Source organism: Frigoribacterium sp. CFBP9030, assembly GCF_034045195.1.
GTDB lineage: Bacteria > Actinomycetota > Actinomycetes > Actinomycetales > Microbacteriaceae > Frigoribacterium.
Genome location: NZ_JAXCWG010000001.1, coordinates 56,099 through 81,937, shown reverse-complemented (window position 1 = coordinate 81,937; position 25,839 = coordinate 56,099). Strand labels below are relative to the sequence as shown.

General features: G+C 72.8%; 25 protein-coding genes. 12 read left to right on the top strand and 13 right to left on the bottom strand.

The genetic code is table 11. From position 1 onward, the window contains the following. The first annotated feature begins 44 nt into the window (after positions 1-44). The 3 genes from SOM13_RS00360 to SOM13_RS00350 are packed head-to-tail and all read left to right on the top strand — an operon-like array spanning position 45 to position 2,175. Complete coding sequence (locus tag SOM13_RS00360) at positions 45-728, top strand: glycosyltransferase family 2 protein (protein WP_320478591.1); 684 nt, start codon at positions 45-47, stop codon at positions 726-728. After that, the gene (locus tag SOM13_RS00355; RefSeq protein WP_320478590.1) at positions 725-1,456 is read left to right on the top strand and encodes a TIGR04282 family arsenosugar biosynthesis glycosyltransferase; all 732 of its coding nucleotides are present in this window, start codon (positions 725-727) and stop codon (positions 1,454-1,456) included. The genes SOM13_RS00360 and SOM13_RS00355 overlap by 4 nt, the downstream gene beginning before the upstream one ends. After that, positions 1,453-2,175, top strand: coding sequence for a class I SAM-dependent methyltransferase (locus tag SOM13_RS00350; protein ID WP_320478589.1), 723 nt, complete (start codon positions 1,453-1,455; stop codon positions 2,173-2,175). The genes SOM13_RS00355 and SOM13_RS00350 overlap by 4 nt, the downstream gene beginning before the upstream one ends. On the opposite strand, the gene SOM13_RS00345 is transcribed toward SOM13_RS00350, so the two are convergent. Together SOM13_RS00345 and SOM13_RS00340 are read right to left on the bottom strand one after the other, a co-directional pair. Further along, positions 2,121-2,630 (bottom strand): hypothetical protein, encoded by a 510-nt coding sequence (locus tag SOM13_RS00345; protein WP_320478588.1) that lies wholly within the window; start codon positions 2,628-2,630, stop codon positions 2,121-2,123. The two genes, SOM13_RS00350 and SOM13_RS00345, sit on opposite strands and share 55 nt — an antisense overlap. Further along, complete coding sequence (locus tag SOM13_RS00340) at positions 2,630-3,961, bottom strand: molybdopterin-dependent oxidoreductase (RefSeq protein ID WP_320478587.1); 1,332 nt, start codon at positions 3,959-3,961, stop codon at positions 2,630-2,632. The genes SOM13_RS00345 and SOM13_RS00340 overlap by 1 nt, the downstream gene beginning before the upstream one ends. A gap of 66 nt (positions 3,962-4,027) precedes the next feature. Between SOM13_RS00340 and SOM13_RS00335 the strand changes: the two genes are divergently transcribed. From SOM13_RS00335 to SOM13_RS00325, 3 genes are read left to right on the top strand one after another with little or no spacing between them, the layout of a single operon-like run. Further along, a complete protein-coding gene (locus tag SOM13_RS00335) occupies positions 4,028-5,530 on the top strand; it encodes a glycosyltransferase 87 family protein (protein ID WP_243214424.1) in 1,503 nt (500 codons plus the stop codon). Next, entirely contained in the window at positions 5,484-6,578 is a 1,095-nt protein-coding gene (gene moaA / locus SOM13_RS00330; protein WP_192059532.1) for a GTP 3',8-cyclase MoaA, read from the top strand. The genes SOM13_RS00335 and moaA overlap by 47 nt, the downstream gene beginning before the upstream one ends. A gap of 1 nt (position 6,579) precedes the next feature. Continuing rightward, positions 6,580-6,906 (top strand): MoaD/ThiS family protein, encoded by a 327-nt coding sequence (locus tag SOM13_RS00325; protein ID WP_320478586.1) that lies wholly within the window; start codon positions 6,580-6,582, stop codon positions 6,904-6,906. A gap of 45 nt (positions 6,907-6,951) precedes the next feature. Here the strand turns inward: SOM13_RS00325 and SOM13_RS00320 are convergent, their stop codons facing one another. Then, positions 6,952-8,226 (bottom strand): ThiF family adenylyltransferase, encoded by a 1,275-nt coding sequence (locus SOM13_RS00320; protein ID WP_320478585.1) that lies wholly within the window; start codon positions 8,224-8,226, stop codon positions 6,952-6,954. Between SOM13_RS00320 and SOM13_RS00315 the strand changes: the two genes are divergently transcribed. Beyond that, positions 8,225-9,901 (top strand): hypothetical protein, encoded by a 1,677-nt coding sequence (locus SOM13_RS00315; protein WP_320478584.1) that lies wholly within the window; start codon positions 8,225-8,227, stop codon positions 9,899-9,901. The genes SOM13_RS00320 and SOM13_RS00315 overlap by 2 nt on opposite strands. A gap of 12 nt (positions 9,902-9,913) precedes the next feature. On the opposite strand, the gene SOM13_RS00310 is transcribed toward SOM13_RS00315, so the two are convergent. The 7 genes from SOM13_RS00310 to rsmI all read right to left on the bottom strand — a co-directional run bounded on the left by SOM13_RS00310 (position 9,914) and on the right by rsmI (position 16,977). After that, a complete protein-coding gene (locus SOM13_RS00310; RefSeq protein WP_192059526.1) occupies positions 9,914-10,852 on the bottom strand; it encodes a 4-(cytidine 5'-diphospho)-2-C-methyl-D-erythritol kinase in 939 nt (312 codons plus the stop codon). Positions 10,853-10,865: 13 nt separating this feature from the next. Then, on the bottom strand, positions 10,866-11,513 hold the full coding sequence (locus SOM13_RS00305; RefSeq protein WP_320478583.1) for a hypothetical protein: 648 nt from the start codon (positions 11,511-11,513) through the stop codon (positions 10,866-10,868). 4 nt (positions 11,514-11,517) lie between these two features. Then, positions 11,518-12,396, bottom strand: coding sequence for a 16S rRNA (adenine(1518)-N(6)/adenine(1519)-N(6))-dimethyltransferase RsmA (gene rsmA / locus SOM13_RS00300; protein ID WP_320478582.1), 879 nt, complete (start codon positions 12,394-12,396; stop codon positions 11,518-11,520). After that, a complete protein-coding gene (locus SOM13_RS00295; protein ID WP_320478787.1) occupies positions 12,396-13,319 on the bottom strand; it encodes a TatD family hydrolase in 924 nt (307 codons plus the stop codon). Before SOM13_RS00295 ends, rsmA begins: the two co-directional genes overlap by 1 nt. A 56-nt stretch (positions 13,320-13,375) precedes the next feature. Beyond that, on the bottom strand, positions 13,376-14,944 hold the full coding sequence (gene metG / locus SOM13_RS00290; RefSeq protein ID WP_320478581.1) for a methionine--tRNA ligase: 1,569 nt from the start codon (positions 14,942-14,944) through the stop codon (positions 13,376-13,378). Between the two features lie 97 nt (positions 14,945-15,041). Then, positions 15,042-16,028 carry an NADP-dependent oxidoreductase gene (locus tag SOM13_RS00285; RefSeq protein WP_192059518.1) on the bottom strand — a complete coding sequence of 329 codons (987 nt, stop codon included), beginning with the start codon at positions 16,026-16,028 and terminating at the stop codon, positions 15,042-15,044. 88 nt (positions 16,029-16,116) lie between these two features. Next, positions 16,117-16,977, bottom strand: a complete 861-nt coding sequence (gene rsmI / locus SOM13_RS00280; protein ID WP_320478580.1) for a 16S rRNA (cytidine(1402)-2'-O)-methyltransferase — start codon at positions 16,975-16,977, stop codon at positions 16,117-16,119. A 46-nt stretch (positions 16,978-17,023) separates the two neighbouring features. On the opposite strand from rsmI, the gene SOM13_RS00275 reads away from it, so the two are divergent. Then, complete coding sequence (locus tag SOM13_RS00275) at positions 17,024-18,739, top strand: dolichyl-phosphate-mannose--protein mannosyltransferase (protein ID WP_320478579.1); 1,716 nt, start codon at positions 17,024-17,026, stop codon at positions 18,737-18,739. Between the two features lie 64 nt (positions 18,740-18,803). On the opposite strand, the gene SOM13_RS00270 is transcribed toward SOM13_RS00275, so the two are convergent. Genes SOM13_RS00270 through SOM13_RS00260 form a run of 3 tightly spaced genes read right to left on the bottom strand, consistent with a single transcriptional unit; the run spans position 18,804 to position 21,563 of the window. Then, positions 18,804-19,742, bottom strand: coding sequence for a 3-oxoacyl-ACP synthase III family protein (locus SOM13_RS00270; protein WP_320478578.1), 939 nt, complete (start codon positions 19,740-19,742; stop codon positions 18,804-18,806). Beyond that, entirely contained in the window at positions 19,742-20,593 is an 852-nt protein-coding gene (locus SOM13_RS00265; protein WP_320478577.1) for an MBL fold metallo-hydrolase, read from the bottom strand. The genes SOM13_RS00270 and SOM13_RS00265 overlap by 1 nt, the downstream gene beginning before the upstream one ends. Further along, entirely contained in the window at positions 20,586-21,563 is a 978-nt protein-coding gene (locus SOM13_RS00260; RefSeq protein WP_320478576.1) for an NAD-dependent epimerase/dehydratase family protein, read from the bottom strand. Before SOM13_RS00260 ends, SOM13_RS00265 begins: the two co-directional genes overlap by 8 nt. A 61-nt stretch (positions 21,564-21,624) precedes the next feature. Between SOM13_RS00260 and SOM13_RS00255 the strand changes: the two genes are divergently transcribed. The 4 genes from SOM13_RS00255 to SOM13_RS00240 all read left to right on the top strand — a co-directional run bounded on the left by SOM13_RS00255 (position 21,625) and on the right by SOM13_RS00240 (position 25,772). Continuing rightward, positions 21,625-22,821, top strand: coding sequence for a glycosyltransferase (locus SOM13_RS00255; RefSeq protein ID WP_320478575.1), 1,197 nt, complete (start codon positions 21,625-21,627; stop codon positions 22,819-22,821). Positions 22,822-22,936: 115 nt separating this feature from the next. Further along, positions 22,937-24,229 (top strand): O-acetylhomoserine aminocarboxypropyltransferase/cysteine synthase family protein, encoded by a 1,293-nt coding sequence (locus SOM13_RS00250; protein ID WP_320478574.1) that lies wholly within the window; start codon positions 22,937-22,939, stop codon positions 24,227-24,229. A 6-nt stretch (positions 24,230-24,235) separates the two neighbouring features. Beyond that, positions 24,236-24,817, top strand: coding sequence for a CoA-binding protein (locus SOM13_RS00245; RefSeq protein WP_192059506.1), 582 nt, complete (start codon positions 24,236-24,238; stop codon positions 24,815-24,817). Between the two features lie 82 nt (positions 24,818-24,899). Then, entirely contained in the window at positions 24,900-25,772 is an 873-nt protein-coding gene (locus SOM13_RS00240) for a sulfurtransferase (RefSeq protein WP_243216376.1), read from the top strand. The last annotated feature ends 67 nt before the right edge of the window (positions 25,773-25,839 follow it).

Below are 25,839 nucleotides of genomic sequence, written 5' to 3'. Positions count from 1 at the left end.
CCCTCTCATCACCTTCATGGCATGTCAGCCGTACAGTCGGGATGATGAGCACCTCACCCGTCGACGTCCCGCTGGTCGACGTCGTGCTGCCCTGTCTCGACGAGGAGGGCGCGCTGCCCTGGGTCCTGGGGCGCATCCCCGACCGCTGGCACGCGATCGTCGTCGACAACGGCTCCACCGACGGGTCGGCGCGCGTCGCCGCCGAGCACGGGGCCACGGTCGTGCAGGAGGCGCGGCGCGGCTTCGGCAGCGCCGTCCACGCCGGTCTCGTCGCGGCCACCGCCCCCTACGTCGCCTTCTGCGACGCCGACGCCTCGATGGACCCCGCCGACCTCGTCGCGCTCGCCGAGCCGGTGATGTCGGGCGACGCCGACCTCGTGCTCGGTCGGCGTCGCCCGACCACCCGCGGGGCGTGGCCGGTGCACGCCCGCATCGCCAATCTCGCCCTGGCGCGGCTGATGCGGCGTGCCAGCGGCGTCGCCCTGCACGACCTCGGCCCCATGCGGGTCGCCCGACGCGACGAGCTCCTCGCCCTCGACCTGAAGGACCGACGGAGCGGCTACCCGCTCGAGATGGTGCTCCGCGCCTCCGAGTCCGGCTGGCGGATCCGCGAACAGGACACCCCCTACTCGCCCCGGGTCGGGCGGAGCAAGGTGACGGGCACCATCAGGGGCACGAGCGTCGCCGTCAGAGACATGTCCCGACTGCTGCGGGAGGCGGGTCGATGACCACCATCGTCGTGATCGCCAAGGAGACGATCCCCGGTCGCGTCAAGACGCGCCTCCACCCGCCCCTGAGCCTCGAGCAGGCCGCCGACGTCGCCGCGGCCGCCATCCAGGACACCCTCGCGGTCGCCTCGGCGCTGCCCGCCACCCGACGGGTGCTGCTCTTCGACGGCAACCGAACGCCGCCCGGCTCCGAACAGTTCGATGTGATCCCGCAGATCGGTGGCGACCTCGACGCACGGCTCGGAGCCCTCTTCGACGAGGTCGACGGCCCGACCGTGCTGATCGGCATGGACACGCCGCAGGTGACCGTCGAGACGCTGACCCCCGTCTTCGCCGACTGGACGGACGACGTCGACGCCTGGTTCGGCCCGGCCAACGACGGCGGCTTCTGGGCCCTCGGTCTCGCCCGACCCACCGGCGACCTGCTGCGCGGCGTCCCGATGTCGCGCGACGACACCGGCGCCCACCAGCTGCGGCGACTCGCCGAGGCGGGGCTGCGCGTGCGGACCCTCCCCGAGCTCGTCGACGTCGACACGATCGACGACGCCCGCCTCGTCGCCGCCACCGCGCCGCGCAGCCGCTTCGCCGCGGCCCTCCGCCTCGCCGACCCGGGTGGTGCCCCGACGGGCCCGACCCGCGCCTCCTCGACTTCGACCTCCCCCTCATCCACCGCCGCTGCCCAGACCCCGTCGCCGGCCCGCTCGACTCCCGAGGAGCCCCTCTCGTGACACTCACCGCAGACACGAACACCCACCCCGTCGCGACCTTCGGCTCGGGCGGGGCCGAGCCCTACGCCCGCGCTCTGCGCCGCGAGGGGCGCCTGCAGCTCGTCCGGGCCGACGCACCCGTCGCATCCGGTTCACCCGCCCCGTCGACGGGCGCCGATGACGTCGACGGACCGTTCGACGTCGCCCGCTGGAGCTCCGCCGCCGACGCCGCCGATCTCTCGACGCTCGCCGGTGCGCGCTCGGTGCTCGACATCGGCTGCGGGCCGGCCCGCATGGTCCGCGCGGCCGTCGGCCTCGGCATCGAGGCCCTCGGCATCGACGTGTCCGAGACGGCCGTCGCCATGGCGGTCGACGCCGGGCTGCCCGTCGCGGCCGGCTCCGTCTTCGACCCGCTCGACGGCGAGGGCGGCTGGCACGTCGCTCTGCTGCTCGACGGCAACATCGGCATCGGCGGCGACCCGACGGCCCTCCTGACCCGCTGCTCGGAGGTCATCGCCTCGAACGGATCGGTCGTGGTCGAGACGGCGCACGACGACTCCGCCGACGAGTTCTACGACGCCCACGTCGTCGACGACCGCGGTCTCACGAGTGCGACGTTCCCCTGGGCCGAGGTGGGTCGTGCGGCCCTGCCCGGTCACGCCCGCCGGGCCGGCCTCGAGGTCGCTCAGACCTGGTCGGTCGACTCGCGGACCTTCTGCCGCCTGGTCCGCACCAGGTAGATCGCCACGGCGAGGGCCGTCACGACCGCGATGACGACCCACATGGCACCCAGGCGCGAGGCGTAGTCGAACGGGAGCACGGTGTCGTTCTTCGGCCCCTTCGCCTTCGCGACGATCTCGGGGACGACGATCATCGACAGGACGACTCCGACCACGACGGCGCTCTGCACCAGGGCGATCACCAGGGCCGGCACGCGGCGACCCGTCCGCCGCACGGCGAGACCGACGGCGACGACGACGGGCGCGATGATCGCGTCGTGCACGATCACCGAGCCGATCAGCCAGACCAGCAGCCCCGAGTAGCGCGTCGGGCTGACGGTCTCGGTCAGCACGTAGCCGCCGAGTCCGATCAGGGCGATCCCGACGACGATCAGCACGCCCCTGGTGACGCGGACGCCGCGGCCCGCGATGGGGGCGGCGACCCGGCCCGTCCTGGTGGTCTTCACGGTGGTCATCACAGCACCTCGATCGTGGTCAGCCATTTGGTCTGCAGCACACCCGGTCTGCCGGGGGCGATCACCCGGGCGGGGTACCCGTGGTCGATGCTCAGCCGCTCGCCGTTGAGCTCGAGCGCGATCAGCGTCGCGGGGTCGGTGGCGTACTCGGAGCCCATCAGCATCACGCGGTAGCCGCCGCGCTCTTCGAGACTCGTGAAGCGGAGACGCCGGTCGGCGGGCGCACCCACCGTCGCCATGAGGTCGACGAGGCGGACCCCGCGCCACCGGCCGGTCTGACTCCAGCCCTCGACGCACGAGATGGGCAGGTCGCCCTCGTCCTGCGTCATGGCCGTCAGGTCGTCGGCGCTGAACGAGCGCGACCGGTCGCCGTTCGAGACCGTCAGGGCCCAGTCGGGCGCCATCGCGCTCTCGAGCACCCGCGCCGCCGCGGCCGTCCGGTTGATCGGCAGGTCGTTCGGGCCGATGCCGCGCTGCCGGGGGGCGAACGCGTTGAAGGGCTCGAAGGCGGTGAACGACTGACCGGCGGTGAGCACCACCGCTCCGCCCGTCGCGACGCCGACGGCGCCGAAGAAGCCGCGTCGCGACACCCGCGCGCGGTGCGGATCGCGGTCGCCCTCGTGCGCGGTGTCGATCCAGTGCACGATCCGACCGACGAACCCGCGGGGCCGAGGAGGCGCGGTGCCGGTCGACGAGGCGACCCGCGCCTCCTCGGCCTCCCGCCGTCGCGTCAGCTCGCGCGTCGCCGTGAACTCGGCCCGAGCCGGGTCGAGGGAGCCAGCGGGCTCGACGAAGGCGCCGTCGGCGTCGTAGCTGTCGCGGGCCCGCCAGTAGCGCGTGATGAGCGGCAGCTTGACCGCGATGTGGATCGCCAGCGACCCGATGATCACGAACGACAGGGCGAAGTGCACCTGCCTGAAGGGGAACGGCCACGGGTAGTACTGGAACGTGTTCAGCAGACCGGTGACCAGCTGCAGCACCGACGTCGCGATGAACAGGGCGATGGAGGCGCGCTCGAGCACCTGCACCGGGTGCCGCACCGGCGGGTACTGGAACAGCTGGGGGAACACCGCGTGCAGCTTGCCGAGCAGCAGCGGGATGCAGGCGATGCCCGCCGTGATGTGCACGCCCTGGCTGACCTGGTAGAGCCAGACCGGGCGGGTCGGGAAGCGCATCCACTCCGCGGGCTCCTGCAGGAAGTGGCTGTAGAGACCGGTCAGCAGGCAGACCAGGAAGGCGATGCCGAGCAGTCGCCCGAGCACCGTCGCCGTCCGGGCGTTCCGCGTCGGCGACGTCGCCGCGAGGCGGAGGGTGAAGAGAAGACTTCTCATGGGTGCGCCTCGGGGTCTGGCCCGACACATCGGACACCCGGGCGGGCGTCCGACAGACTGGGTCTCGTGCGTACTCTATTCGCGGCGGTGGCCGTCGGCGGTTTGGCCGTCGCCGTGGGTTGGGGGCTGCTGACCCTCGGATTCGTCGCGAAGGAGACGCGAGACGACTTCGTCTACTGGACGACGATCTGCTGGCTGCTCTTCGCCGTCGCCCTCGTGCTGCTGCGTCGCGTGCCCGCGCGGGCCGTCACCGCGCTCGTGCTGATCGGCGCGGCGGTCGTCGGCGGCGCGTCGCTGCTGAGCCCGCCCAACACGAGCACCGACCCCGCGCGCTACGCCTGGGACGGCATCGTGCAGGCGGACGGGGTATCGCCGTACGAGTACACGCCCGAGGCCGGCGAGCTGCGCGACCTCCGCCCCGAGTGGATCTTCCCGCCCGCCGCCGAGTTCACCCGCGACGACGGCACGATCGGGCTCCGCTGCGGACAGGAGACCCGGCAGATCCACCGCGGCTACGACACGGAGACGGGCGACGTCGTCTGCACGGCCATCAACCGACCCGACGTGCCCACGATCTACCCGCCCACCGCCGAGCTGTACTTCTGGGCCGTGCGGGCGGTCGTGGGGCCCGACGCCGAGTTCGCGCCGCTGCAGGTGCTCGGCCTGGTCATGGTGCTGGCCACCACCGCAGCCCTGCTCGTGGCGCTCCGTCGCCGTGGGCTCGACCCCCGGTGGGCCGCCCTCTGGGGCTGGTGTCCGCTCGTGTACAGCGAGGGGGTCACGAACTCGCACGTCGATCTGCTCGGCGGGGTGCTCGTGCTCGCCGCGTCGCTGCTCGTCTCGACGCGGCGTCGATGGCGGGGCGGGATCGCCCTCGGGGCGGCCATCGCCACCAAGCTCATCCCCGTGATCGCGGCGCCGGCGCTGCTCCGCCGCCAGCCGCACAAGGTGATCGTGGGCGCCGTCCTCACCTTCGCGGTGCTCTACGTGCCCTACGTCGTGTCGACCGGCCTTGCCGTTCTCGGCTATCTGCCCGGCTACCTCACGGAGGAGGGCTACGAGGACGGCAGCCGGTTCGCCCTCGTGTCCGCCTGGGTGCCCGACGCCTGGGCCACACCGGTCGTCGCGCTCGTCGTCGGCGTCACCGGTCTGCTCGTCTGGCTCAAGACCGACCCCGACGACCCCTGGCTCGGGCAGCTCGTCATGATCGGGGTCACCCTCGTCGCCGTCAGCCCGCGGTACCCCTGGTACGCCCTGCTGCTCGTGCCGTTCGTGGCCATGACCGGCCGGTGGGAGTGGCTGGCGATCCCCGTGGCGCTGCTCGTGCGGCAGTTCGAACCGGGGCTGGCGCTGCAGCGGTCGTCGCTCGCCACGGCGGTGCTGGTCATCCTGCTCGTGTCGCTCTGGCGCGCACGACCGGGGTTCGCCGATCGGCTGCTGGACGGTCTCGCGGACGACGCCCGTCGGGTGCGGAGGCTGCTCCCTGGGCGCGGATCCCGGCGACGGGGCTTAACCTCGACAGATGACCGTCTCACTCGGACTGCCCACGATGCCCGGTCGGGCTCGTGACACCCTCCCCCCGGTGCCCCGGCCGTCCGCCGAGACGGCGCCCTGGCTGCTCGACCGGTTCGGACGCAGCGCCACCGACCTCCGCGTCTCGCTGACCGACAAGTGCAATCTGCGGTGCACGTACTGCATGCCCGCCGACGGCCTGCCGAACCTGCCCCGCGAACAGGCGCTCGATGCCGACGAGATCGTGCGGCTGGTCGACATCGGGGTGCGCCTCCTCGGGATCCGCCAGGTGCGGTTCACCGGCGGCGAGCCGCTGCTGCGCGCCGACCTGATCGACATCGTGCGTCGCGTGGCCGCCCTCGAACCCCGACCCGAGGTGTCGCTGACCACCAACGCCATCGGCCTCGCCCACCGCGCGCAGGCCCTCGCCGACGCCGGTCTCGACCGCGTCAACGTCTCGCTCGACTCGCTGCACGCCGAGACGTTCATGAAGGTCTCGCGCAGGCCGTTCCTCGACAAGGTGCTGGCCGGTGTCGACGCCGCGGCCGCGGCCGGGCTCACCCCGGTCAAGATCAACGCCGTGCTGCTGCCCGGGGTCAACGACCACGAGGCGCCCGAGCTGCTCGCCTGGTCTCTGCGCGGCGGCCACGAGCTGCGCTTCATCGAGCAGATGCCCCTCGACGCCGACCGCAGCTGGGACCGCGCCTCCTTCGTGACCTCGCGCGACATCCACTCGCTCCTCGCGACCCGGTTCGACCTGCGCCCCGCCGACGTCGAGCGCGACGGCGCCCCGGCCGAGCTGTTCGACGCGGTCGGGCGCGACGCCGACGCCGGACTGCACGGCCGGGTGGGCATCATCGCCTCGGTCAGCGAGCCGTTCTGCGCCGACTGCCGCCGCACCCGCATGACGGCCGAGGGCGGGATCCGCAGCTGCCTGTTCAGCGAGGGCGAGACCGGACTTCGCGATCTGCTGCGCGCCGGCGGCTCGGACGACGACCTGGCCGACGCCTGGCGGGCCGCAATGTGGGCCAAGCCCAAGGGTCACGGCATCGACGACCCCGACTTCGTGCAACCCGCCCGCACCATGAGCGCCATCGGAGGCTGACATGACGACACTGACCGACGACACGGGACGCGCGGGCGACTCGGTTCAGGCTGACGGGTCGACGACCGCGACGCTGCGGTTCTTCGCTGCGGCGCGCGCCGCCGTCGGGCGTGACGAGCAGCGCATCGCGGTGCCGACCGGCGAGCGCCCCACCATCGGTCGATTGCTGACCGAGGTGCGCCCCGTCGAGGGGATGTCGGCGGCGGACTTCCGCGACGTCATGCTGCGCTGCTCGTTCCTGGTCGACGGGATCACCACGCGCGACCGCGAGCAGCTCGTCGTCGACGGCGCCGTGATCGACGTCATGCCGCCCTTCGCCGGAGGCTGACGCCCCTCGGGTCGGCGCGGCTCCGCGCCTCTCGACCCCGACGTCTCAGCCGGCGGCGGCGCCCTGCTGCGCCAGCTGCCAACCCAGCATGCCGCCGTGCAGCACGGTGACGTCGAACCCGTCGCGCGCAAGCAGCTCGGCGGCGGAGCGTGCCCGGGGGCCGCGCGCGCAGTAGACGACCACCGGCAACGAGCGGTCCAGCTCGGGTCGCTGACGGGTGCGCGTGCCGTACCCGGGGGCCTGCACGTCGCCGTCGATGTGGGCGAAGGCGTGCTCGTCGACCTCGCGCACGTCGAGCAGCGTGAAGTCGGCGCCGCCCGCCTCCCTCGCCTGCAGCATCGTCGACAACTCAGGTGCGGCGACCTCTGAGCGGGCGGATCTCCGCTCAGCGGCCTCTGCGCCTGAGTTGCCGACGGCGACAGCGGCGGAGTCGGGAGCGGTGCTCGCCTCCGAAGCGGAGTCGGGAACGGACGCGGGGGCCAGGGAGGCGCGGCGCAGCCCGTTCGCCGTGGCCCGCGTCTCGGCCCGATGCGGCGCCCGTGCCAGCCTGCTCTCGCGCCAGGTCGCGTCGAGCGCGTCGACGGTCACCACGCGCCCGAGCAGGGGCTCACCCACGCCCGTGAGCAGCTTGACCGCCTCGGTGGCCATGGCCGTGCCGACGGTGCCGCAGAGCGGACCGAGGACCCCGACGTCGGCGCACGACTCGTCCCAGCCTGCGGCGGGAGGGGCCGGATGCAGGTCGCGGTAGTCGACCGCGCGACCGTCGGGCGCATCGTCCCAGAAGACGCTGAGCTGCCCGTCGAACCGGTTGACGCTGCCCCACACGACGGGGAGCCCGCGCGCGGCGGCCTCGTCGGCGACGACGTAGCAGGTGTCGAACGAGTCGCTGCCGTCGACGACGAGGTCGTAGTCGTCGAGCAGCGCGGCGCTGTCGGCGCCGAGGCGCACGGGGTGCACGACGACGCGCACGTCGGGGGCTGACGCGCGCACCCACTCGGCCGCCGCACGGGCCTTCGGCACCCCCACCTGGTCGGGGCGGAACAGCACCTGACGTTGTAGGTTCGACAGGTCGACGACGTCGTCGTCGACGATTCCCAGCGTTCCGACACCGGAGGCTGCGAGATACTCGATGACCGGTGCGCCGAGTCCCCCGGCTCCCAGCACGAGCACCCGCGCTGCCAGCAGTCGGCTCTGCGCATCGAGGCCGAACCCCGGCAGTCGGACGCTCCGCGAGTAGCGGTCCGACACCTCGAGCGAATCGGACGCAGCCGCTCCGGTCGACGAACCGGGCACCGAGACGAGAGGGGGCAGAGACGACATGGCAGACCTCCAGACACGACGTGCGGACCACGCGTCGTCCACTGTAACCTCGGCGCGGCCGGCCGCCCCTCGGGGCCTCCTCCACCGCCGCCACACCGACGCGGTGCTGATCGGGCTGCTCGGCGTGATCGTCTCGGGGGCGTTCCTCTGGGTGCCGTCGGTCTGGTACGACGAGGCCGCGACGGTCGTCTCGGCGACCCGCACGTGGGGTCAGCTCTGGGCGATGATCCAGACGGTCGACCTGGTGCACGCCGCCTACTACGCCGCCATGCATCTCTGGTTCGACGTGTTCCCGTACTCCCCCGTCGCGCTGAGGGTGCCGAGCGCGATCGTGACGGGCGTCGCCGCGGGGCTCACCGTGGCCCTCACGCGCATCCTCGTCGACCGGCGCACCTCGATCGTCGCCGGCCTGCTGTTCTGCCTTCTGCCCCGAGTCACCTGGATGGGCGGCGAGGGCCGCTCGTACGCCCTGTCGGCGATGCTCGCGGTCGCGCTGACCCTCGTGCTCGTCGTGGCGGCCCGCCGCACCGCCGAGTCGGGAGCCGCCCGCACGCACCGCTCCGTCGTCGGCTGGTGGGTGGCCTACGCCGCCCTCGCCGTCGTCTCGGCCGCGTTCTTCCTGTACCTGGCGCTGCTCGTGGTCGGGCACGCGGTGACCATGCTGGTGAGGGTGCTCCGCGACCGGCACGACCAGCGCCTCCGGCGGGACCGGGTCGACGAGTGGGCCCGCACCGGGGCGGTCGCCGTCGTGCACGACCCCGCAGGAGGCGCGCGACCGACCGTGCGCTCGTCGCGTCGCGCCCTGCTCGGCTGGTTCGTCGGCGCGGCCGTCGCGGGGCTCGCCAGCCTGCCGCTGGCCTGGTTCATCGCCTCGCAGAACGACCAGATCAGCTGGATCGAGCGGCCCACGTTCGGCACGCTCCGATCGGTGCTCGTGACGCAGTGGTTCTACCAGAACGAGAGCTTCGCGATCTTCGGCCTGCTCTGCGCGGGCGCGAGCATCGTCGTGCTGTCGCTGCGGCTGGTGCCCGCCGCCCGCGGCTTCGCGGAGGTCGTGCTGCCGTGGATGATCGTGCCGACGGCCGGTCTGGTCGTCGTCTCGCTCGTCGGCAGCCCCCTCTACTCGCCCCGGTACCTGACATTCGGCACACCCGCCATCGCGATGACGATGGCCGTCGCGGTCGCCGCGATCCCCTGGAGGCGCGTGATCGCCCTTGTGCTGCTCGTCGCCGTCGGGTTGACCGCGCCCACCTATGTCGAGCAGCGGCAGCCCGAGGCGAAGGACCGCTCCGCCTGGAACCAGGTCGCCGCCCTCGTCGCGAGAGAGCGAGCCGACGAGCCGGCCGGCACCGAGGAGGGGCTCGTCTTCGGACCCGTGCGGCGCCATCCGAAGGCGACCTCGCGCATCATCCAGGACACCTACCCGGACGCGTTCGTCGGCATGTCCGACTTCACCCTCGAGACGCCGGGCGCCGAGACCGACGGCCTGTGGGAGGTCCAGCACCCCCTCGGCGACGTGCTGGACCGCACCGACGACCTCGACGTCGTCTGGCTGATCACGAGCGACCGCCAGGACTGGCGGCCCCGCGTCACCGAGCAGCTGGCGTCGAAGGGGTTCCGACTCGACCAGGAGTGGAACCTGACGCGCACGAACGTGCTGCGCTACGAGCGCTGACGCGGGCGGCGTCTAGTCGGAGACCACCCGGGCGCCGTGCACCGGCCCCGTCGCGCGGACGACCGAGAGTCGCGCCGAGGTGAGGGCGAGCTGCAGTTCGAGGGCGCCGTCGAGGTCGGGGGCGAGGAACGCCACGGTCGGGCCCGAGCCCGACACGAGACCCGCCAGCGCCCCGTTGCCCTCGCCGAGCTCGAGCACCTCGGCCAGACCGGGCTCGAGGTGCAGGGCCGGGGCCTGCAGATCGTTGTGCATCGACTCGGCGAGCATGCCGGCGTCGCCCGCCCGGAGCGCCTGCAGCACCCCGGCGTCGACGACCGGGCGGCGGACGGGCGAGATGTCGCCCGAGTGCCGCTTGCGGTGCTCGTCGAGCTCGCGGTAGACCGTCGGCGTCGAGAGCCCGAAGTCGGCGAGGGCGAGCACCCACTGGAAGGTGCCCTTGGCCAGGGCCGGGCTGAGCTCGTCGCCGCGACCGGTGCCGATGGCCGTGCCGCCGGCGAACGCGAAGGGCACGTCGGCGCCGAGCTCGGCAGCGAGGTGCAGCAGGTCGTCTCGGCCGACGCCGGTGCCCCAGAGCGTGTCGCAGGCGAGGAGCGTCGCGGCCGCGTCGGCCGACCCGCCGCCCATGCCGCCGGCGACGGGGACGTTCTTGTCGATGCGCAGATCGACGCCGCCGCGGTAGCCGGTGGTGGCGGCGAGGAGTCGCGCGGCGCGGATCGCGAGGTTGCTGCCGTCGGTCGGCACCCCCGTCACGTCGACCGCGGGGCCGCCCGTGACGGTCACCGAGAAGGTGTCGGCGCGACGCGCCCGGACGTCTTCGTAGAGCGACACGGCCTGGTAGGCGGTGGCGAGTTCGTGGTACCCGTCGTCTTGCAGATCGCCGACGGCGAGGAACACGTTGATCTTGCCGGGGGCCCGCGTGTGGACCACGGTCGGAGCGGCCTCGGTCGTCATGACACCAACCTAGTCAGTTCTGGCGATCGACCATGACGCCGAGCGCCCGGGCCAGACCCTCGCGGACGGGCTGCACGCGTTCAGGCAGCCGCAGACGGGCCTGCGTGACGGCCACCGAGCACTTGCCGCCGGTCGACGGCGACACCGCCACGGTGAGCACGTCGCCGTTCGACAGCGTCCACTCGGCGCTCGGCCGGGTCGCGGAGCGCACGACCGTCGCCTGCACGCCCTCGACGTAGCCGGCGAGCCGATCGACCAGCAGCTCGAGCAGCTCGAGGGGCTCGCCGCGGAGGCTCCGCCCGATCGCGACCGCGTACGAGCCGTCGGGCTGCAGCCCGGGCGACGGCAGCCCGCGCCCCTGCTCGTAGCGGACCGTGATCACCTGCGCCCACCACGGCGCGACCTCGTGGTCGTCGATCAGGAGGCGCGCGATGCGCTCGTGCGACAGTCGCGCCGCATCGGCCCGGTCGAGCAGGGCGAACCAGTCGGCCGCACTGCGCCCCGTGCCCGAGCCGAGTCGCGCGTCGCTGATCTCGGCGGACCGGTCGGCCCCTGCAGGAGGCGCGGGTCGGCCGGATCGCGCCGGTCGCCCTGGTCGTGCGGACCGCCCCGACGGCGCCGACCGCCCGGGTCGTGCCGGCGGGTCGGTGCGACGCGTCATGGGATCAGTCGGCGGCGGCGACCCGCGACGTGGCCAGCAGGTCGACGTCGCTCGCCCGGGCGATGGCCAGGAAGTCGTCGACGGTGAGCTGCTCGCCGCGGATGGTCGGCGCGATGCCGGCCCGCTCGAGGGTCTCGGTCGCCGCGGCCGACGACCCGTAGAGGGACGACAGCGACTGCCGCATCATCTTGCGGCGCTGCTGGAAGGCCGCGTCGACGAGCGCGAACACCGCGAGGCGCTCGGTCTCGGAGCCACGGGCGGCGCGCCGGTCGAACGCGACCAGGATGCTGTCGACGTTGGGCACGGGCCAGAACACCTGCCGGCTCACCTGCCCCGCTGCCCGGAACTCGCCGTACCAGGCGGCCTTGATGCTCGGCGAGCCGTAGATCTTCGAGCCGGGCTCGGCGGCCAGGCGCAGACCGACCTCGGACTGCACCATGACGAGACCGTGCTGCAGGCTGTCGAAGTGCTCGAGGAAGTGCAGCAGCACCGGCACGCTGATGTTGTAGGGCAGGTTCGCGACGAGGTGGGTCGGTGCGACCGGCAGGGTCGTGACCCGCATGGCGTCGTCGACGATGACGGTGAGGTCGGCGGCCGGTTGCAGCATGCCGACGGTCTGCGGCAGCTGGGCGGCGAGACGCTTGTCGATCTCGACCGCGACGACCGAGCTGCCCGCCTCGAGCAGACCGAGGGTGAGCGAGCCGAGACCGGGGCCGATCTCGACGACCGACGTGCCGGCCGAGACGCCCGACGCGGTGACGATGCGCCGGACGGTGTTGGCGTCGTGGACGAAGTTCTGACCGAGCTTCTTGGTCGGCTGGATGCCGAGCATCTCAGCGAGATCGCGGATCTCGGCAGGGCCCAGGAGGGTCGCCCGTGCCATCAGGCGTCGACCGTGATCGGTTCGCTGTCCCAGGTGCCGTAGACCAGCTCGGTGTTCGACGAGATCTGCGCGGCGAGCATCGACACGTCGGTGCCGATGGTCTCGGCCATCGAGCGGAGGGTGAACGGCACCAGGTACGGCGCGTTCGGACGACCCCGATAGGGCACCGGGGTGAGATAGGGCGCGTCGGTCTCGACCAGCAGCAGGTGACGCGGCAGCTGGACGAGCGCGTCGCGGAGCGGCTGCGCGTTCGAGAAGGTCACGGTGCCGGAGAACGACGCGTACCAGCCGTTCTCGGTGAGGATGCTCGCGAGCTCGGTTCCGCCGCTGAAGCAGTGGAAGACCGTGCGCTCGGGGGCGCCCACCTCGAGCAGCAGGTCGACGACGTCGTCGTGCGCGTCGCGGTCGTGGATCTGCAGGGCGAGACCGTGCCGCTTGGCGATCTCGATGTGCGCTCGGAACGAGTCGAGCTGCGCGGCCCGGCCCTCGGGCCCGGTGCGGAAGAAGTCGAGCCCGGTCTCGCCGATGGCACGGACCCGGGGTCGCGCGGCGAGCTCGTCGATGACGGCCAGCGCCTCGTCGAGGGCCCCCTCGGCGGCGAGGCGCGGGGCCTCGTTCGGGTGCAGGGCGACCGCGGCGAGCACGCGCGGCTCTCGGGCCGCGATCTCGGCCGACCATCGTGAGGTCTCGACGTCGGTGCCGACCTGCACGACACCGCGGATGCCGACCGCCGACGCACGGTCGAGGTGCTCCCGGTAGTCGAGGGGGCCGCCGCCGGCCCCGGGCTCGCCCTGGCCGTCGGCGATCTCGAGATGCGTGTGGTTGTCGTACACCGGCACGACGAGTGGATTGGGAGGCGCCGGGTAGCTGAGGTCGCGCTTCTTGCCGCCGGACTCGGTGGAGGCGCGGTGCCGGACGTGCATCGGCGTCGCCTCGCCCGCGGGGTCCGCGTCGCCCGCGGGGTCGGTGCCCTGGCCGCTCACTTCGCGGGCTCCGGCTGCTCGATGCGCGGGAACAGCCCGGCGGCGAGCGGCTGCACCTCGGGTGCGCTCGACCACTCGGGGGCGCGGTCGACGGGCTGGCTGGTCAGCTCGCCCTGGCCGATGCTCTGCCACAGCGTGGTCGTGGCGGTGGGGATGAACGGCGAGAGCAGCACGGTGAGGGTGCCGAGACCGCGCAGCGAGGTGGCCAGCACCGTGGCGAGCCGCTCGCGCTTCGACTCGTCTTTGGCCAGCGCCCAGGGCTCCTGCTCGGTGATGTAGCCGTTGAGGGTGTCGACGAGCTCCCAGATGGACGAGAGGGCCTCGTTGATGGCGAAGCGGTCGATGGCCGCGTCGGCGGCGGCGGTCACCCGCACCTCGGTCTCGCGGACGGCCAGATCGGCGTCGGTCAGCTCGCCGGCGACGGGCACGGTGCCGTCGAAGTAGCGCGTGATCATGGCCACGACCCGGGAGGCGAGGTTGCCGAAGCCGTTCGCCAGCTCGGCCTGGTACCGGGCCGAGATGTCCTCCCAGCTGAAGTTGCCGTCTTGACCGAAGGTGATGGCCCGCATGAAGTAGTAGCGGAACGCGTCGGAGCCGAAGACGTCCGTGATCTGCTGCGGGGCGATGCCCGTCAGCTTCGACTTCGACATCTTCTCGCCGCCGACCAGCAGCCAGCCGTGACCGAAGACGTTCTTCGGCACGGGCAGACCCGCCGCCATGAGCATCGCGGGCCAGATGACGGCGTGGAACCGCGCGATGTCCTTGCCGACCAGCTGGACGGCCGGCCAGCGGCGATCGAACTCGTCGTCGTCGACGCCGTAGCCGATCGCGGTGATGTAGTTGAGCAGCGCGTCGAACCAGACGTAGACGACGTGCTTCTCGTCCCACGGGACCTTGACGCCCCAGTCGAAGCTCTGCCGCGAGATCGAGAGGTCGCGGAGACCCTGCTTGACGAACTGCACGATCTCGTTGCGGACCGTGTCCGGCTGCACGAAGTCGGGCTGCTGCTCGTAGAGGTCGAGCAGACGCTGCTCGAAGTCGCTCATGCGGAAGAAGTAGTTGCTCTCTTGGAGCAGCTCGACCGGCTTCGAGTGGATCGCGCAGACCTGCTGACCCTCGAACGGACCGGTGCCGTCGACGAGGTCGCCGGGCTGCTTGTACTCTTCGCAGCCGACGCAGTAGAAGCCCTCGAACTCGCCCTGGTAGATGAAGCCGTCGTCGTAGAGCTTCTGCAGGAAGGTCTGGACGCCCTTCTCGTGCCGCGCGTCGGTGGTGCGGATGAAGTCGTCGTTGCGGATGTCGACGGTCTGGAGGAGGGGCTTCCAGGATTCGGTGACGAGCTTGTCGGCCCACTCCTGCGGGGTCACGCCGTTGCTGGTGGCCGTGCGGAGGATCTTCTGGCCGTGCTCGTCCGTGCCCGTCAGCAGCCAGGCGTCGTCACCCCGCTGCCGGTGCCACCGGGCGAGCACGTCGGCTGCGACCTCGGTGTACGCGTGACCGATGTGCGGCACGTCGTTGACGTAGAAGATGGGCGTTGCGATGAAGAAGGAGTCGCCGGCGGGCATGGGGACCATCTTAGGTGCGGGCACCGACGGCGCGACGCGACCCGCGCCTCCTCGGCTCCGGTCGTCGAAGCCGGGGATGCGCGCGTCGGCCGATCGATCAGGTCGCCTGGTCGGACCCCTCGTCCGTCCCGGCCCGCTCGCCCTCGCGCTCGCCCGGGTACTCGACGACGTCCATGCCGAGCACGTACTTGCCCCGGGCGTGGCCGTCCTCCAGGTCGCGATAGGCGCTCCTCACCTCGTCGATCGGGAAGACGCCGTCGATGGGCACCGTGATCTTCGCCTCGGAGATCAGCCCCAGCAGCTCGGTCAGCACCGCCTGCGTCGTGGCCTGGGCGCTGCCCTCGGCCTTCACCCCGTGCCGCTCGACCGCGTCGAAGTCGGCGATCGTGTCGATCCGCTGGGGCGCGACCCCGAGCTCGAGCGCGTACTCGACGTTCCCGTGCCCGTAGCAGTCGATGAACGCGTCGACGCCGTCCGGCGCGGCCGCGCGGATCCGCTCGACGACGCCCTCGCCGTACTCGACGGGGATGACGCCGAGACTGCGGAGGAAGTCGTGGTTCTGCTCGCTCGCGGTGCCGATCACGGTGAGACCGCCGAGCACGGCCAGCTGCGAGACGAGCACGCCGACGCCGCCGGCTGCGGCCGAGACGGCGATCGTGTCGCCCTCGGTGGCCTGCACGGCTCGCAGCGCGGCGAACGCCGTGGGGCCCGTGACGCTGATGCTGCCGGCCGTCTCCCACCCGATGCCGTCCGGCTTCCGCACCAGCTGATCGCTCGGCACGACGACGAACTCGGCGTGCGACGACCTGGTCGCCCAGCCGGCGACCTCGTCGCCCGGCGACCACTCGTCGACACCCTCGCCGACCTCGTCGACGATGCCGGCGAAGTCGGTCCCCTGCCCCGACGGGAACGCCGCCGGGAACACGTCGTGCAGCAGACCCGCCCGGATCGCCGCCTCACCGGGGTTCAGCCCGGCGGCCTTCACGGCGACGACGACCTGCCCGGGGCCGGCCTGCGGCTTCGCGATCTCGACGACCCTCAGCTCGTCGATGTCGCCGTAGTTCTCGAACCGGACCGCCTTCATGCCGTACTCCTCGCTCTGCCGCGCACGCCCCGTGCAGACGCGCCGTGCTTCGAGCTTGCACCCCCGCGCGTGAAAGGGGTCGGGCCGCCTACGGGCGATCGGGCCCGGGGACGGCACCGGGCGCGGGGCGCGGCGGGCGGGCGGCGAGCGCGGCCTGGTACAGGTCGCGGCGCGAGAGACCCGTGGCCGCCGCGACGTCGGTGGTGGCCTCTTTCAGGCGGACGCCGTCGGCGACGAGCGCCTGCACCTGCGCCAGCCCGGCCGCGAGGTCCACGACGCGCTCGGGCGCCCCCTCGACGACGATGCAGATCTCGCCGCGCACACCGTCGGCGGCCCAGGAGGCGAGTTCGGCGGCGGTGCCGCGCCGCACCTCCTCGTGCATCTTCGTCAGCTCGCGGCAGACCACGGCGCGACGGTCGGCGCCCATCGCGGTGGCGAGATCGGCGAGCGAGTCGGTGAGACGGTGGGGCGATTCGAAGAAGACCATCGTGCGGCGCTCGTCGGCGAGCGCACCGAGCACCCGCAGGCGGTCGCCCTGCTTGCGGGGCAGGAACCCCTCGAAGCTGAACCGGTCGGTGGGCAGGCCCGAGACGGCGAGCGCGGTGAGCACGGCCGACGGGCCGGGGATCGCCGTGACGGTCACGCCCGCGGCGGCAGCGGCCTCGACGAGGGGGAACCCGGGGTCGCTGATCGCGGGCATGCCGGCGTCGGTCAGCACGACCACGTCGGCGGTGCGGGCCAGCTCGACGACCTCGCCCGCCTTCTCGCGCTCGTTGTGCTCGTGCAGGGCGATCAGCCGCGGGCGGTTCTCGACGCCGAGGGCGCGCATCAGGTGGATCGCCGTGCGGGTGTCCTCTGCAGCGACCACCTCGGCGTTCGACAGCGTCTCGATGAGGCGTCGCGAGGCGTCGCCGAGGTTTCCGATGGGGGTGGCGGCGAGCACGATCACCCGACCATTGTCCCCCGGGAGCCCCGTCGCTCATTACGATGGCCCGATGACGACCCCGCCCGAGCGCGCCTCCGACGCGCTCGTCGAGGCACGGGTCGAGGCGCGGGTCGAGGCGCGGGTCGACGGTCGGGACGCCGAGGAGGCGCGGGTCGACTCCCCGACGCCCGCTCACGCCGCCTCGTCGACGCACCAGGGCCCGCCCGCGATGACCCGTCTCGACGCCTGGTGGGGTCGCCTGCTCTCGACCCCCGCGCGTCGTCGGGCCTGGGCGTGGGGCGGCCCGATCGCCGTCACCCTGCTCGCGGCGGTGCTGCGGCTCTGGCACCTCGGCCGGCCCGGCTCGCTGGTCTTCGACGAGACCTATTACGTCAAAGACGCGTGGACGCTGCACAACCTCGGCTACGAGGCCGCCTGGCCCGCCGACTACGACGCGACGTTCGCCGCGGGCGGCGCCGACGGCTTCACGACCGACCCGTCGTTCGTGGCGCATCCGCCGCTCGGCAAATGGCTGATCAGCCTGGGCATGGCGGCGCTCGGCCCGGACGACCCGGCGGGCTGGCGGCTCAGCACGGCCGTCGTCGGGATCCTCGCCGTCGCGCTCGTCGCCGTGATCGGCTCGCTCCTGCTGCGCTCGACCCTGGTCGGCACCCTCGCCGGGTTCCTGCTCGCCATCGACGGGCATGCGATCGTCATGTCGCGGGTGTCGCTGCTCGACAACTTCGTGATGTTCTTCGGCCTGCTGGCGTTCGGAGCGGTGCTGCTCGACCGGCGGTGGACGTCGCGCCGACTCGACGACTGGGTGACGAGGAGGCGCGGCGCCGGTCGCGATCTCGCCTGGGGCCCGGCGATCTGGTCGCGTCCGTGGCTGCTGGCCGCCGGGCTGCTCTGCGGTCTCGCGACCGGGGTCAAGTGGAACGGCCTGTACTTCCTGGCCGTCTTCGCCGTCTACACCGTGGTCGTCGACGTGCTGGCCCGCCGACGTGCGGGGGTCGAGTTCTGGCTGACGGGCACCCTGTGGAAGCAGGCCCCCGTGAGCTTCCTCCTCACGGTGCCGATCGCCCTCGTCGCGTACGTCGCCACGTGGACGGGCTGGTTCGTCACCGGCGGCGGCTACTACCGCAGCTGGGTCGAGGAGGGCGGGCAGCGCTGGACGGGCGCGCTCGCGTGGGTCCCCGACGTGGTGCAGAACTTCTGGCACTACGAGGCCGGCGTCTACGCCTTCAACGTCGGGCTCGCCACCCCGCACTCGTACCAGGCGAACCCGTTCACCTGGCTGCTGATGCTGCGGCCGACGAGCATGTACTACCAGGGGTTCGACCAGGGTCAGGGCGGCTGCGAGGTCGCGCGCTGCGGCGAGGCGATCACCTCGGTGGCGAACCCGGTCATCTGGTACGCGGCCGTGGCGGCCTGTCTCTACCTGGTCTACCGGGTCGTCCGCCATCGCGAGTGGCGCTACGGGGCCATCCTCGTCGGCGTCGCGGCCGGCTACCTGCCCTGGCTGGCCTTCTCCGACCGCACGGTCTTCCAGTTCTACACGATCGCGTTCGAGCCCTACCTCGTGCTCGGGCTCGCCGCCGTGCTCGGCATCATCCTCGGGCGGCGCACCGATCACATCGACCGCCGGCGCAGCGGCATCGCCGTGACGGCCATCGTGCTCGTGGCCGCCGTGGCGGCGACCGTCTTCTTCTACCCGCTGTGGACGGCGCAGCTGGCCGACTGGGAGTTCATCCGCATCCACTACTGGATCCCCAGCTGGAAGTGACACCGCGCCTCCTCGGCTCAGGAGGCGCGGGTCGGCCTGCATCCGTCGCCCGGCGACCCGGACGCTACAGCCGCAGGGCCAGCGCGTTCGCCGTCAACCCGGCGGCGGTGCCGCAGAGCACCACGGTGTCGCCCGGTCCGACCCGACCGTCGTCGAGGCAGCGCGCCAACGTGTACGGCACCGAGGCGGAGACCATGTTCCCGTACTCGGCGACCGCGTCGACGAATGAGCCGACGGGCATCCCGAGACGTCGCATCGCGATGCCGAGGGCCCCGCTGGCCTGGTGCGGCACGACGAGGTCGACGTCGTCGATCGTGAGCCCGGAGCGCTCCCAGAAGCGCTCGAAGAACCCCGGCAGCACGGTCAGCATGCCGCGGAGCGCCCGCCGGCCGTCCATGTCGAAGAGGTAGTCGGCCGGATCCCCGCCGGCGTAGGCGCTCGAGGGGTGCCGCGAGAGACCGCCGCGCAGCTCGGTGTCGTGGGCGTGCGCGGGCCAGGTCTGCTGCAGGGTCGCGAGGACCCCCTGCCCCGGGTGGTCGCCCCGGGTCAGCACGACCGCGGCGGCCGCGTCGGAGAACAGCTCGTGACTCTCGCGCTGGGCCGGGTCGAGGAACCGGCTGCCGACGTCGCCCGAGACGACCAGCACGTGCTCGTGGTCGCCGTCGGCGAGGTACCGCGAGGCGACGTCGAGCGCGGTGATGAAGCTCGTGCACGTCGAGTTGACGTCGAACGCCGCCGCCCGGGCGCCCGGCGCGACCCGCTCCATCACGAGCGCCGCCGTGCACGGGATCGGCTGCACCCCGGCTGCACAGGCCGCGATCACGCAGTCGAGGTCGTCGGGCGCGAGACCGGCGCTCGCCAGCGCGCGCTCGGCCGCCGTCTGCAGCATGTCGAGCTGCGAGACGTCGTCGTCGATCCGGTAGCGGGTCTGGGTGCCGAAGCGGACGACGCGGTCGGGCAGCCACGTGCCCCAGCCGGCGATCCTGAGGGTCTTCACGGGCATCACTCGGCACCTCGTCGGTCGTACGGAGCGTGCGGGTCGGGCGACTCGCTCGGGTCTCGCGGCTCATGCGGGGCGAGCAGGTCGACCCCGAGCGGATGCCGGTCGTGGCTGAACAGGAGGCGCACCCCGGCCCGTTCGGCGGCGAGCAGCCGGGCGGCGGTCGCGGCCTGGGCGTCGAGATCGTGCGCGACCAGCCGGGGCAGGCGGCGCATCCGGGGCTCCTGTCCGAGCAGGTCGCGTCCCCAGGCGGCGTCCCCGGCGAGCAGCACCCGCTGCTCGACCAGGGCGCCGAGGTGCCCGTCGGCATGACCCGGGAGGTCGACGAGCTCGTACGACCCGTCGCCGAACAGATCGTGCGTCCGCAGCCCGTGCGGCCCGGTCTCGAAGTCCGAGACGACCAGCAGCCGGGCGTCGGGCCACCACGACGGCAGCAGGCGCCGCAGCACGCCGTCGCGCAGTCGAGGCGCCGCGAGCGTCCGTCGCAGACCCTCGCCGAGCACCACGGTCGCACCGGGGAAGGCGCCGAGACCCCCGAGGTGGTCGGGGTGCAGGTGCGAGAGCACCACGTGGGTCACCTCGGCGGGGTCGATCTGCTCGGCGATCGTCGCCCCCGGGGGCACCCGGGGCGGAAGCAGACGGCGGTAGGCCCACGCGGCGGCGCCGGCGCGCCAGGGCAGGGCGGCGTAGCCCGTGTCGAAGAGCACCCGCCGGTCGCCCGACGTCCAGAGGAAGGCGCCCGACGGGAACACCCGGCGCTCGCGGCGGTGACCGCGCACCAGCTGGCCGAGGTCGTGCGAGGTGTCGCCGCAGGCGTAGCACTCGAGGCGCGACGAGGCCGCCCGGTCAGACACGTGCGCCGCGATCGCCCGCGTAGCCCGCGAGACTCTCGTCGAGCGACACCACGGGTTCGTAGCCCAGCAGCTCTCGGGCCTTCGAGATGTCGAGCGTCTGCGAGTGCGCGATGGTGGTGATCGTGTAGCGCGTCATCGGGGGCTCCGGCCGCCCGGGCAGGGCGCCGCAGACGACCTCGAGCAGACCGGCGAGCGCGTAGGCGGCACGCGCCGGGACCCGCCGGGGCCGGAGCGGCAGCCCGAGCCCGGTCAGCAGCTGCTCGAGCAGCTCGCCGAACGGACGCGGGTCGCCGTTGGTGATGTTGAAGACCTCGCCGGCCGCGCGGGGCTCGGTCGCCGCGAGCCGCACGGCGAGCGCCACGTTCTCGACCGACGTGAGATCGACGAGCCCGCGACCGCCTCTCAGCAGGGGCACCCCGACCCGGGAGTGGACCCGCAGGAGGCGCGGCACGAGACTCGGATCGCCGGGCCCGACGATGCCACGGGGGCGGAGCACGACGACCTCGGGTGCGTCCGACCCGGCCACCGCCTCCTGCAGGAGGGCCTCGGCCTGCAGCTTCGAGCGGATGTAGTGGTTCATGGGGCGACGCGGGTCGACCTCGTGCTCGCGGATGCCGACCCGGTCCCGCGGTGCGGCGTAGATGCCCGGCGACGACACGTGGACGATGCGGCGAGCACCGACGCGACGCGCGTAGTCGAGCACCCGGGCGGTGCCCTCGACGTTGGCGTGCTCGAACTCGGACCAGCGACCCCACGGTGAGGACAGCGCCGCGCAGTGCACGACCACGTCGGCGGGCACGTCGGCCCGCCCGAGGTCGTCGAGGTCGCCCACGAAGACGGGGCCGCCCGGGGGCAGCGCGTCGGCGCGGCGACCCGCTGCGACGACCCGCCACCCGTGCGCGCGGAGGTCTCGCACGACGTGCCCGCCGAGGAACCCGCTCGCACCCGTCACCAACGCCGTCTCCCCCATGACGCGATCCTAGGGCCAGGTGGACGGACGGGTCTCCCCCCGCGCTCCCTATGATCGACGCGTGCACATCGCCCTCGTCACGGACTACTACGCCCCGACGCTCGGCGGCGTCCAGACCGCCGTGCGGGCCCTCGCCGAGTCGCTCCGTGCCGCCGGTCACGAGGCGACCGTCTTCTGCCCGCTCGCCGGCCCGTCGCCCGACGAGGGGGTGGTGGCCCTGCCCGTCTCGGGGTCGTTCCGCCCCGACGGCTATCCGTTCGCCTGGTCGCCCCGTCGCGTGACGGCCGCGCTGCGCGACGAGTTCGCCCGTCGCGGCGTCGACGTGGTGCACACCCACTCCGAGATGTTCGCGGCGCTCGGCGGCATCCGCGCGGCCGGCGACCTGGGCCTCCCCGTCGTGCACACGATGCACGGCCGCGTCGACGTCTACACGGCGTCGACCCTGCCCCTGCCCGGTGTCACGACCGCCCTGCTCGCCCGCCTGCACGCGCGGCAGGTCAGCCACGCCGGTCTCCGCGTCGAGGGAGGCACTCCTTACACGGCGACCGCCACCGCCCGACGGATGTGGCGGCTCATGCTGGCGCAGTCGCGGGCCAGCGATCACGTCGTCGTCCCGTCGTCCCACTTCGCCCGCAAGCTCGCCGACCAGGGCGTCCGGACGCCGATGACGGTGGTGTCCAACGGCCTCGAGGAGGCGGTGGCCGCGACCGCTGGCACCACGCCGCCTCGGCGACTGGCCGACGGGGAGACCCTGCGCGTCGTCTGGGTCGGCAGGCTCTCGCCCGAGAAGCGCCCCGAGGTGCTGCTCGCGGCCGCGCGGGAGTTCGGGCCGCGGGTGTCGGTCGACGTCTACGGCGACGGCGGTGCGCGCCGGTCGCTCGAGCGGGCGGGCGCCCCGGTGACGTTCCACGGCGCGGTGACGCACGTGAGCGTGCTCGAGGCGATGCGGTCGGGTCATGTGCTCGTCTCGAGCTCGTACGACTTCGACAACCAGCCGATGGTCGCGCTCGAGGCGACCGCGACCGGCCTCCCCGTGGTCTACTGCGACCCCGATCTCGCCGAGGTCGTGCCCGACGGCGGAGGGTTCCTCACGCCGACGCCCGACGCCGCGGGGCTCGTCGCGACCATCGCGCGCCTCCTCGGCGACCCGGGGCTGCTGACGAGCGCCAGCGAGGCCCAGCTGCGCGCCGGTCCGGTGGTGGCGCAGAGCGCCGAGCCGATGCTCGAGGTGTACCGGTCGGTGCTCGGGTCGCGCTGACGGGCCGCGGCGCCCGGCGCCTCGACCCCTCCCCAGGGCAGGAGGCGCGGGTCGGCATGTGTAGTTCTGTTACCTCCCCGGTCGCCCCGTGACGACCAGCGGCTAGCGTTGGCGCATGGCAGATCGTGAGTACGGCTTCCGCACGCGGGCGATCCACGCGGGCAACATCCCCGATGCGGTGACGGGCTCGCGGGCCCTCCCCATCTACCAGTCGAGCGCGTTCGTGTTCGACGACACGGAGGACGCCGCGGCGCGGTTCGCCCTGCAGAAGTACGGCAACATCTACAGCCGTCTCGCGAACCCGACCACGGCCTCGTTCGAAGAGCGCATCGCCAGCCTCGAGGGCGGCCTGGGCGCCGTCGCGACGTCGAGCGGACTCAGCGCGCAGTTCATCACCTTCGCCTCGCTCGCCGGGGCCGGCGACCACATCGTCGCGAGCGCGAACCTCTACGGGGGCTCGATCACCCAGCTCGACGTGACCCTCCGCCGGTTCGGCGTCGAGACGACGTTCGTCCAGTCGAGCGACCCGGCCGACTACGCCGCCGCGATCCGTCCCGAGACGAAGCTCGTGTTCGTCGAGACGGTCGCGAACCCGTCGGGCGAGATCGCCGACCTCGAGGGTCTCGCCGAGGTCGCGCACGCGGCCGGCGTGCCGCTGATCGTCGACTCGACCATCTCGACCCCGTACCTGATCCGCCCCATCGAGTGGGGCGCCGACGTCGTCATCCACTCGGCGACGAAGTTCCTCGGCGGGCACGGCACCACGCTCGGCGGCGTCGTCGTCGAGTCGGGGCGCTTCGCGTGGGACACCGAGCGGTTCCCGTTGTTCGACCAGCCCGTGCCGAGCTACGGCGGGCTGAACTGGTCGGGCAACTTCGGCGAGTACGCGTTCCTGACCCGCCTCCGCGCCGAGCAGCTGCGCGACATCGGCCCCGCCCTCGCACCGCACTCGGCCTGGCTGCTCGCCCAGGGCGTCGAGACCCTGCCGTTCCGGATGCGCGCCCACGTCGAGAACGCCCGTCACGTCGCCGAGTGGCTCGACGCCGACCCGCGCATCGAGCGGGTGCGCTGGGCCGGTCTGCCCGATCACCCGCACCACGACCGGGCGGCGAAGTACCTGCCGGAGGGGCCCGGCTCGGTGTTCACCTTCGAGCTCAAGGGCGGGCGCGCCGCCGGGCGGACCTTCATCGAGTCGGTCGAGCTGGCCAGCCACCTCGCCAACATCGGCGACGCGAAGACCCTCGTCATCCACCCGGGCTCGACCACGCACGCCCAGCTGAGCGAGCAGCAGCTCGTCGACGCGGGGGTGCTGCCGGGGTCGGTGCGCATCAGCGTCGGCATCGAAGACCCGGACGACATCGTCCACGACCTCGACCAGGCGCTCAGCGCCGCGACGAAGGGCGAGTGACCCGCCATGACCTCAGCACCCACCGCCGAGACCGTCACCACGCAGCTGACCAACGGCCTGACCTGCGAGCTGCCGGCGTCGTCGCCTCTGGCGAAGCTCCTGAAGTCGCAGCGGACCTGGGTCGGGCCGGGGGCGCGTGAGCGTCAGGCGATCCTCCGCGGGGCGTCGAGCGTCGCCATCGTCGGGGCGTCGCCGAACCCCGCGCGCTCGAGCTACTTCGTCGGCACCTACCTGCAGCAGTCGAGCGACCTGCGGGTGTACTTCGTCAACCCGAACGCCGACACGATCCTCGGGCAGAAGGCCTACCCCGACCTCGCGTCGCTGCCCGAGGTGCCCGACATCGTCGACGTGTTCCGCAAGGCGAGCGACATCCCCTCGGTCGTCGACGACGTGCTCGCGAGCGGTGCGAAGACGATCTGGGTGCAGCTCGGCATCTACAACGAGGAGGCCGCGCGGTACGCCGAAGAGCAGGGGCTGACGGTCGTCATGGACCGCTGCATCAAGGTCGAGCACGCGCGGTTCCACGGCGGGCTCAACCTCATGGGCTTCGACACCGGCGTCATCTCGGCCAAGAAGACCGGCCGCTGACGCGCCGGGCGGGCGGGCGGCGCGTGACGCCGTGTTGCCCGCCTCCTGCCGGATGTCGGTCGTGGTGGCTACCGTGGGGGCCATGCCTCCCGTGCTGACCTCGCCTCTCGTCTCGACCCAGTGGCTCGCCGACCACCTGGGCGCCGACGACATGGTCGTGGTCGACACCACCGTCCGACCCGTGGCGGGTGTCGACGGCACCCCGACGGGCCGCTACATCACGGGTCGCGAGGGTCACCGGGCCGGGCACGTGCCCGGTGCCGTGTTCGCCGACCTCATCCGCGACTTCAGCGACGCCGACGCGCATCTGCCGTTCACCCGCCCCGGCCGGTCGCGCTTCGAAGACGCCGCGGGCGCGCTCGGCATCTCGAACGAGACGACCGTGGTCGTCTACGACGACGCGCACAGCGAGTGGGCCTGCCGTCTCTGGTGGCTCTTCCGGGCGTACGGGTACGACGACGTGGCGGTGCTCGACGGCGGCGCCTCCGTCTGGCGCGACGAGCGGCGGCCCGTCGAGCGCGGGCACGTCGAGCCCGAGCCCGCGCTGTTCGAGGCGAGCGAGCGACCCGATCTCTGGGTCGACAAGGCGTTCGTCGAGCGCGTGGTGGCCGGCGACGAGAAGGCGGCGCTCGTCTGCGCGTCACCGGCGGCCGAGTTCGCCGGTGCCGAGGGGCGGCGCCCGCGACTCGGGCACATCCCCACGAGCGTCTCCGTGCCGGTCGACCGCGTCGTCGACGCCGACCGCCAGTTCCGCCCCGAGCGCGTCATCGAATCCGTGTTCGCCCCGGTGGCGAGCGCCGACCGTGTCGTCGTCTACTGCGGGGCCGGCATCGACGCGAGCGCCGACGCCTTCGCTCTGACGCTGATCGGCGAGCGCAACGTCGCCCTGTACGACGGTTCGCTGAACGAGTGGTCGGCCGACGCCGACACCCCGCTCGAGTCGCTCGCCGCCTGACGCGGCCCGCGCCCCGGTGCTCGACGGATCGGGCGCACATGTCGCGCGCACCTCCACGGCGTACGGT

Excerpts from the sequence above, each read along its gene's own strand:
- SOM13_RS00360 (WP_320478591.1), top strand. The coding sequence starts at position 45 with ATGAGCACCTCACCCGTCGACGTCCCGCTGGTCGACGTCGTGCTGCCC.
- SOM13_RS00355 (WP_320478590.1), top strand. The coding sequence starts at position 725 with ATGACCACCATCGTCGTGATCGCCAAGGAGACGATCCCCGGTCGCGTC.
- SOM13_RS00345 (WP_320478588.1), bottom strand. The coding sequence starts at position 2,630 with ATGACCACCGTGAAGACCACCAGGACGGGCCGGGTCGCCGCCCCCATC.
- SOM13_RS00340 (WP_320478587.1), bottom strand. The coding sequence starts at position 3,961 with ATGAGAAGTCTTCTCTTCACCCTCCGCCTCGCGGCGACGTCGCCGACG.
- moaA (WP_192059532.1), top strand. The coding sequence starts at position 5,484 with ATGACCGTCTCACTCGGACTGCCCACGATGCCCGGTCGGGCTCGTGAC.
- SOM13_RS00325 (WP_320478586.1), top strand. The coding sequence starts at position 6,580 with ATGACGACACTGACCGACGACACGGGACGCGCGGGCGACTCGGTTCAG.
- SOM13_RS00315 (WP_320478584.1), top strand. The coding sequence starts at position 8,225 with ATGGCAGACCTCCAGACACGACGTGCGGACCACGCGTCGTCCACTGTA.
- SOM13_RS00320 (WP_320478585.1), bottom strand. The coding sequence starts at position 8,226 with ATGTCGTCTCTGCCCCCTCTCGTCTCGGTGCCCGGTTCGTCGACCGGA.
- SOM13_RS00310 (WP_192059526.1), bottom strand. The coding sequence starts at position 10,852 with ATGACGACCGAGGCCGCTCCGACCGTGGTCCACACGCGGGCCCCCGGC.
- SOM13_RS00305 (WP_320478583.1), bottom strand. The coding sequence starts at position 11,513 with ATGACGCGTCGCACCGACCCGCCGGCACGACCCGGGCGGTCGGCGCCG.
- rsmA (WP_320478582.1), bottom strand. The coding sequence starts at position 12,396 with ATGGCACGGGCGACCCTCCTGGGCCCTGCCGAGATCCGCGATCTCGCT.
- SOM13_RS00295 (WP_320478787.1), bottom strand. The coding sequence starts at position 13,319 with ATGCACGTCCGGCACCGCGCCTCCACCGAGTCCGGCGGCAAGAAGCGC.
- metG (WP_320478581.1), bottom strand. The coding sequence starts at position 14,944 with ATGCCCGCCGGCGACTCCTTCTTCATCGCAACGCCCATCTTCTACGTC.
- SOM13_RS00285 (WP_192059518.1), bottom strand. The coding sequence starts at position 16,028 with ATGAAGGCGGTCCGGTTCGAGAACTACGGCGACATCGACGAGCTGAGG.
- SOM13_RS00275 (WP_320478579.1), top strand. The coding sequence starts at position 17,024 with ATGACGACCCCGCCCGAGCGCGCCTCCGACGCGCTCGTCGAGGCACGG.
- SOM13_RS00270 (WP_320478578.1), bottom strand. The coding sequence starts at position 19,742 with ATGCCCGTGAAGACCCTCAGGATCGCCGGCTGGGGCACGTGGCTGCCC.
- SOM13_RS00260 (WP_320478576.1), bottom strand. The coding sequence starts at position 21,563 with ATGGGGGAGACGGCGTTGGTGACGGGTGCGAGCGGGTTCCTCGGCGGG.
- SOM13_RS00250 (WP_320478574.1), top strand. The coding sequence starts at position 22,937 with ATGGCAGATCGTGAGTACGGCTTCCGCACGCGGGCGATCCACGCGGGC.
- SOM13_RS00245 (WP_192059506.1), top strand. The coding sequence starts at position 24,236 with ATGACCTCAGCACCCACCGCCGAGACCGTCACCACGCAGCTGACCAAC.
- SOM13_RS00240 (WP_243216376.1), top strand. The coding sequence starts at position 24,900 with ATGCCTCCCGTGCTGACCTCGCCTCTCGTCTCGACCCAGTGGCTCGCC.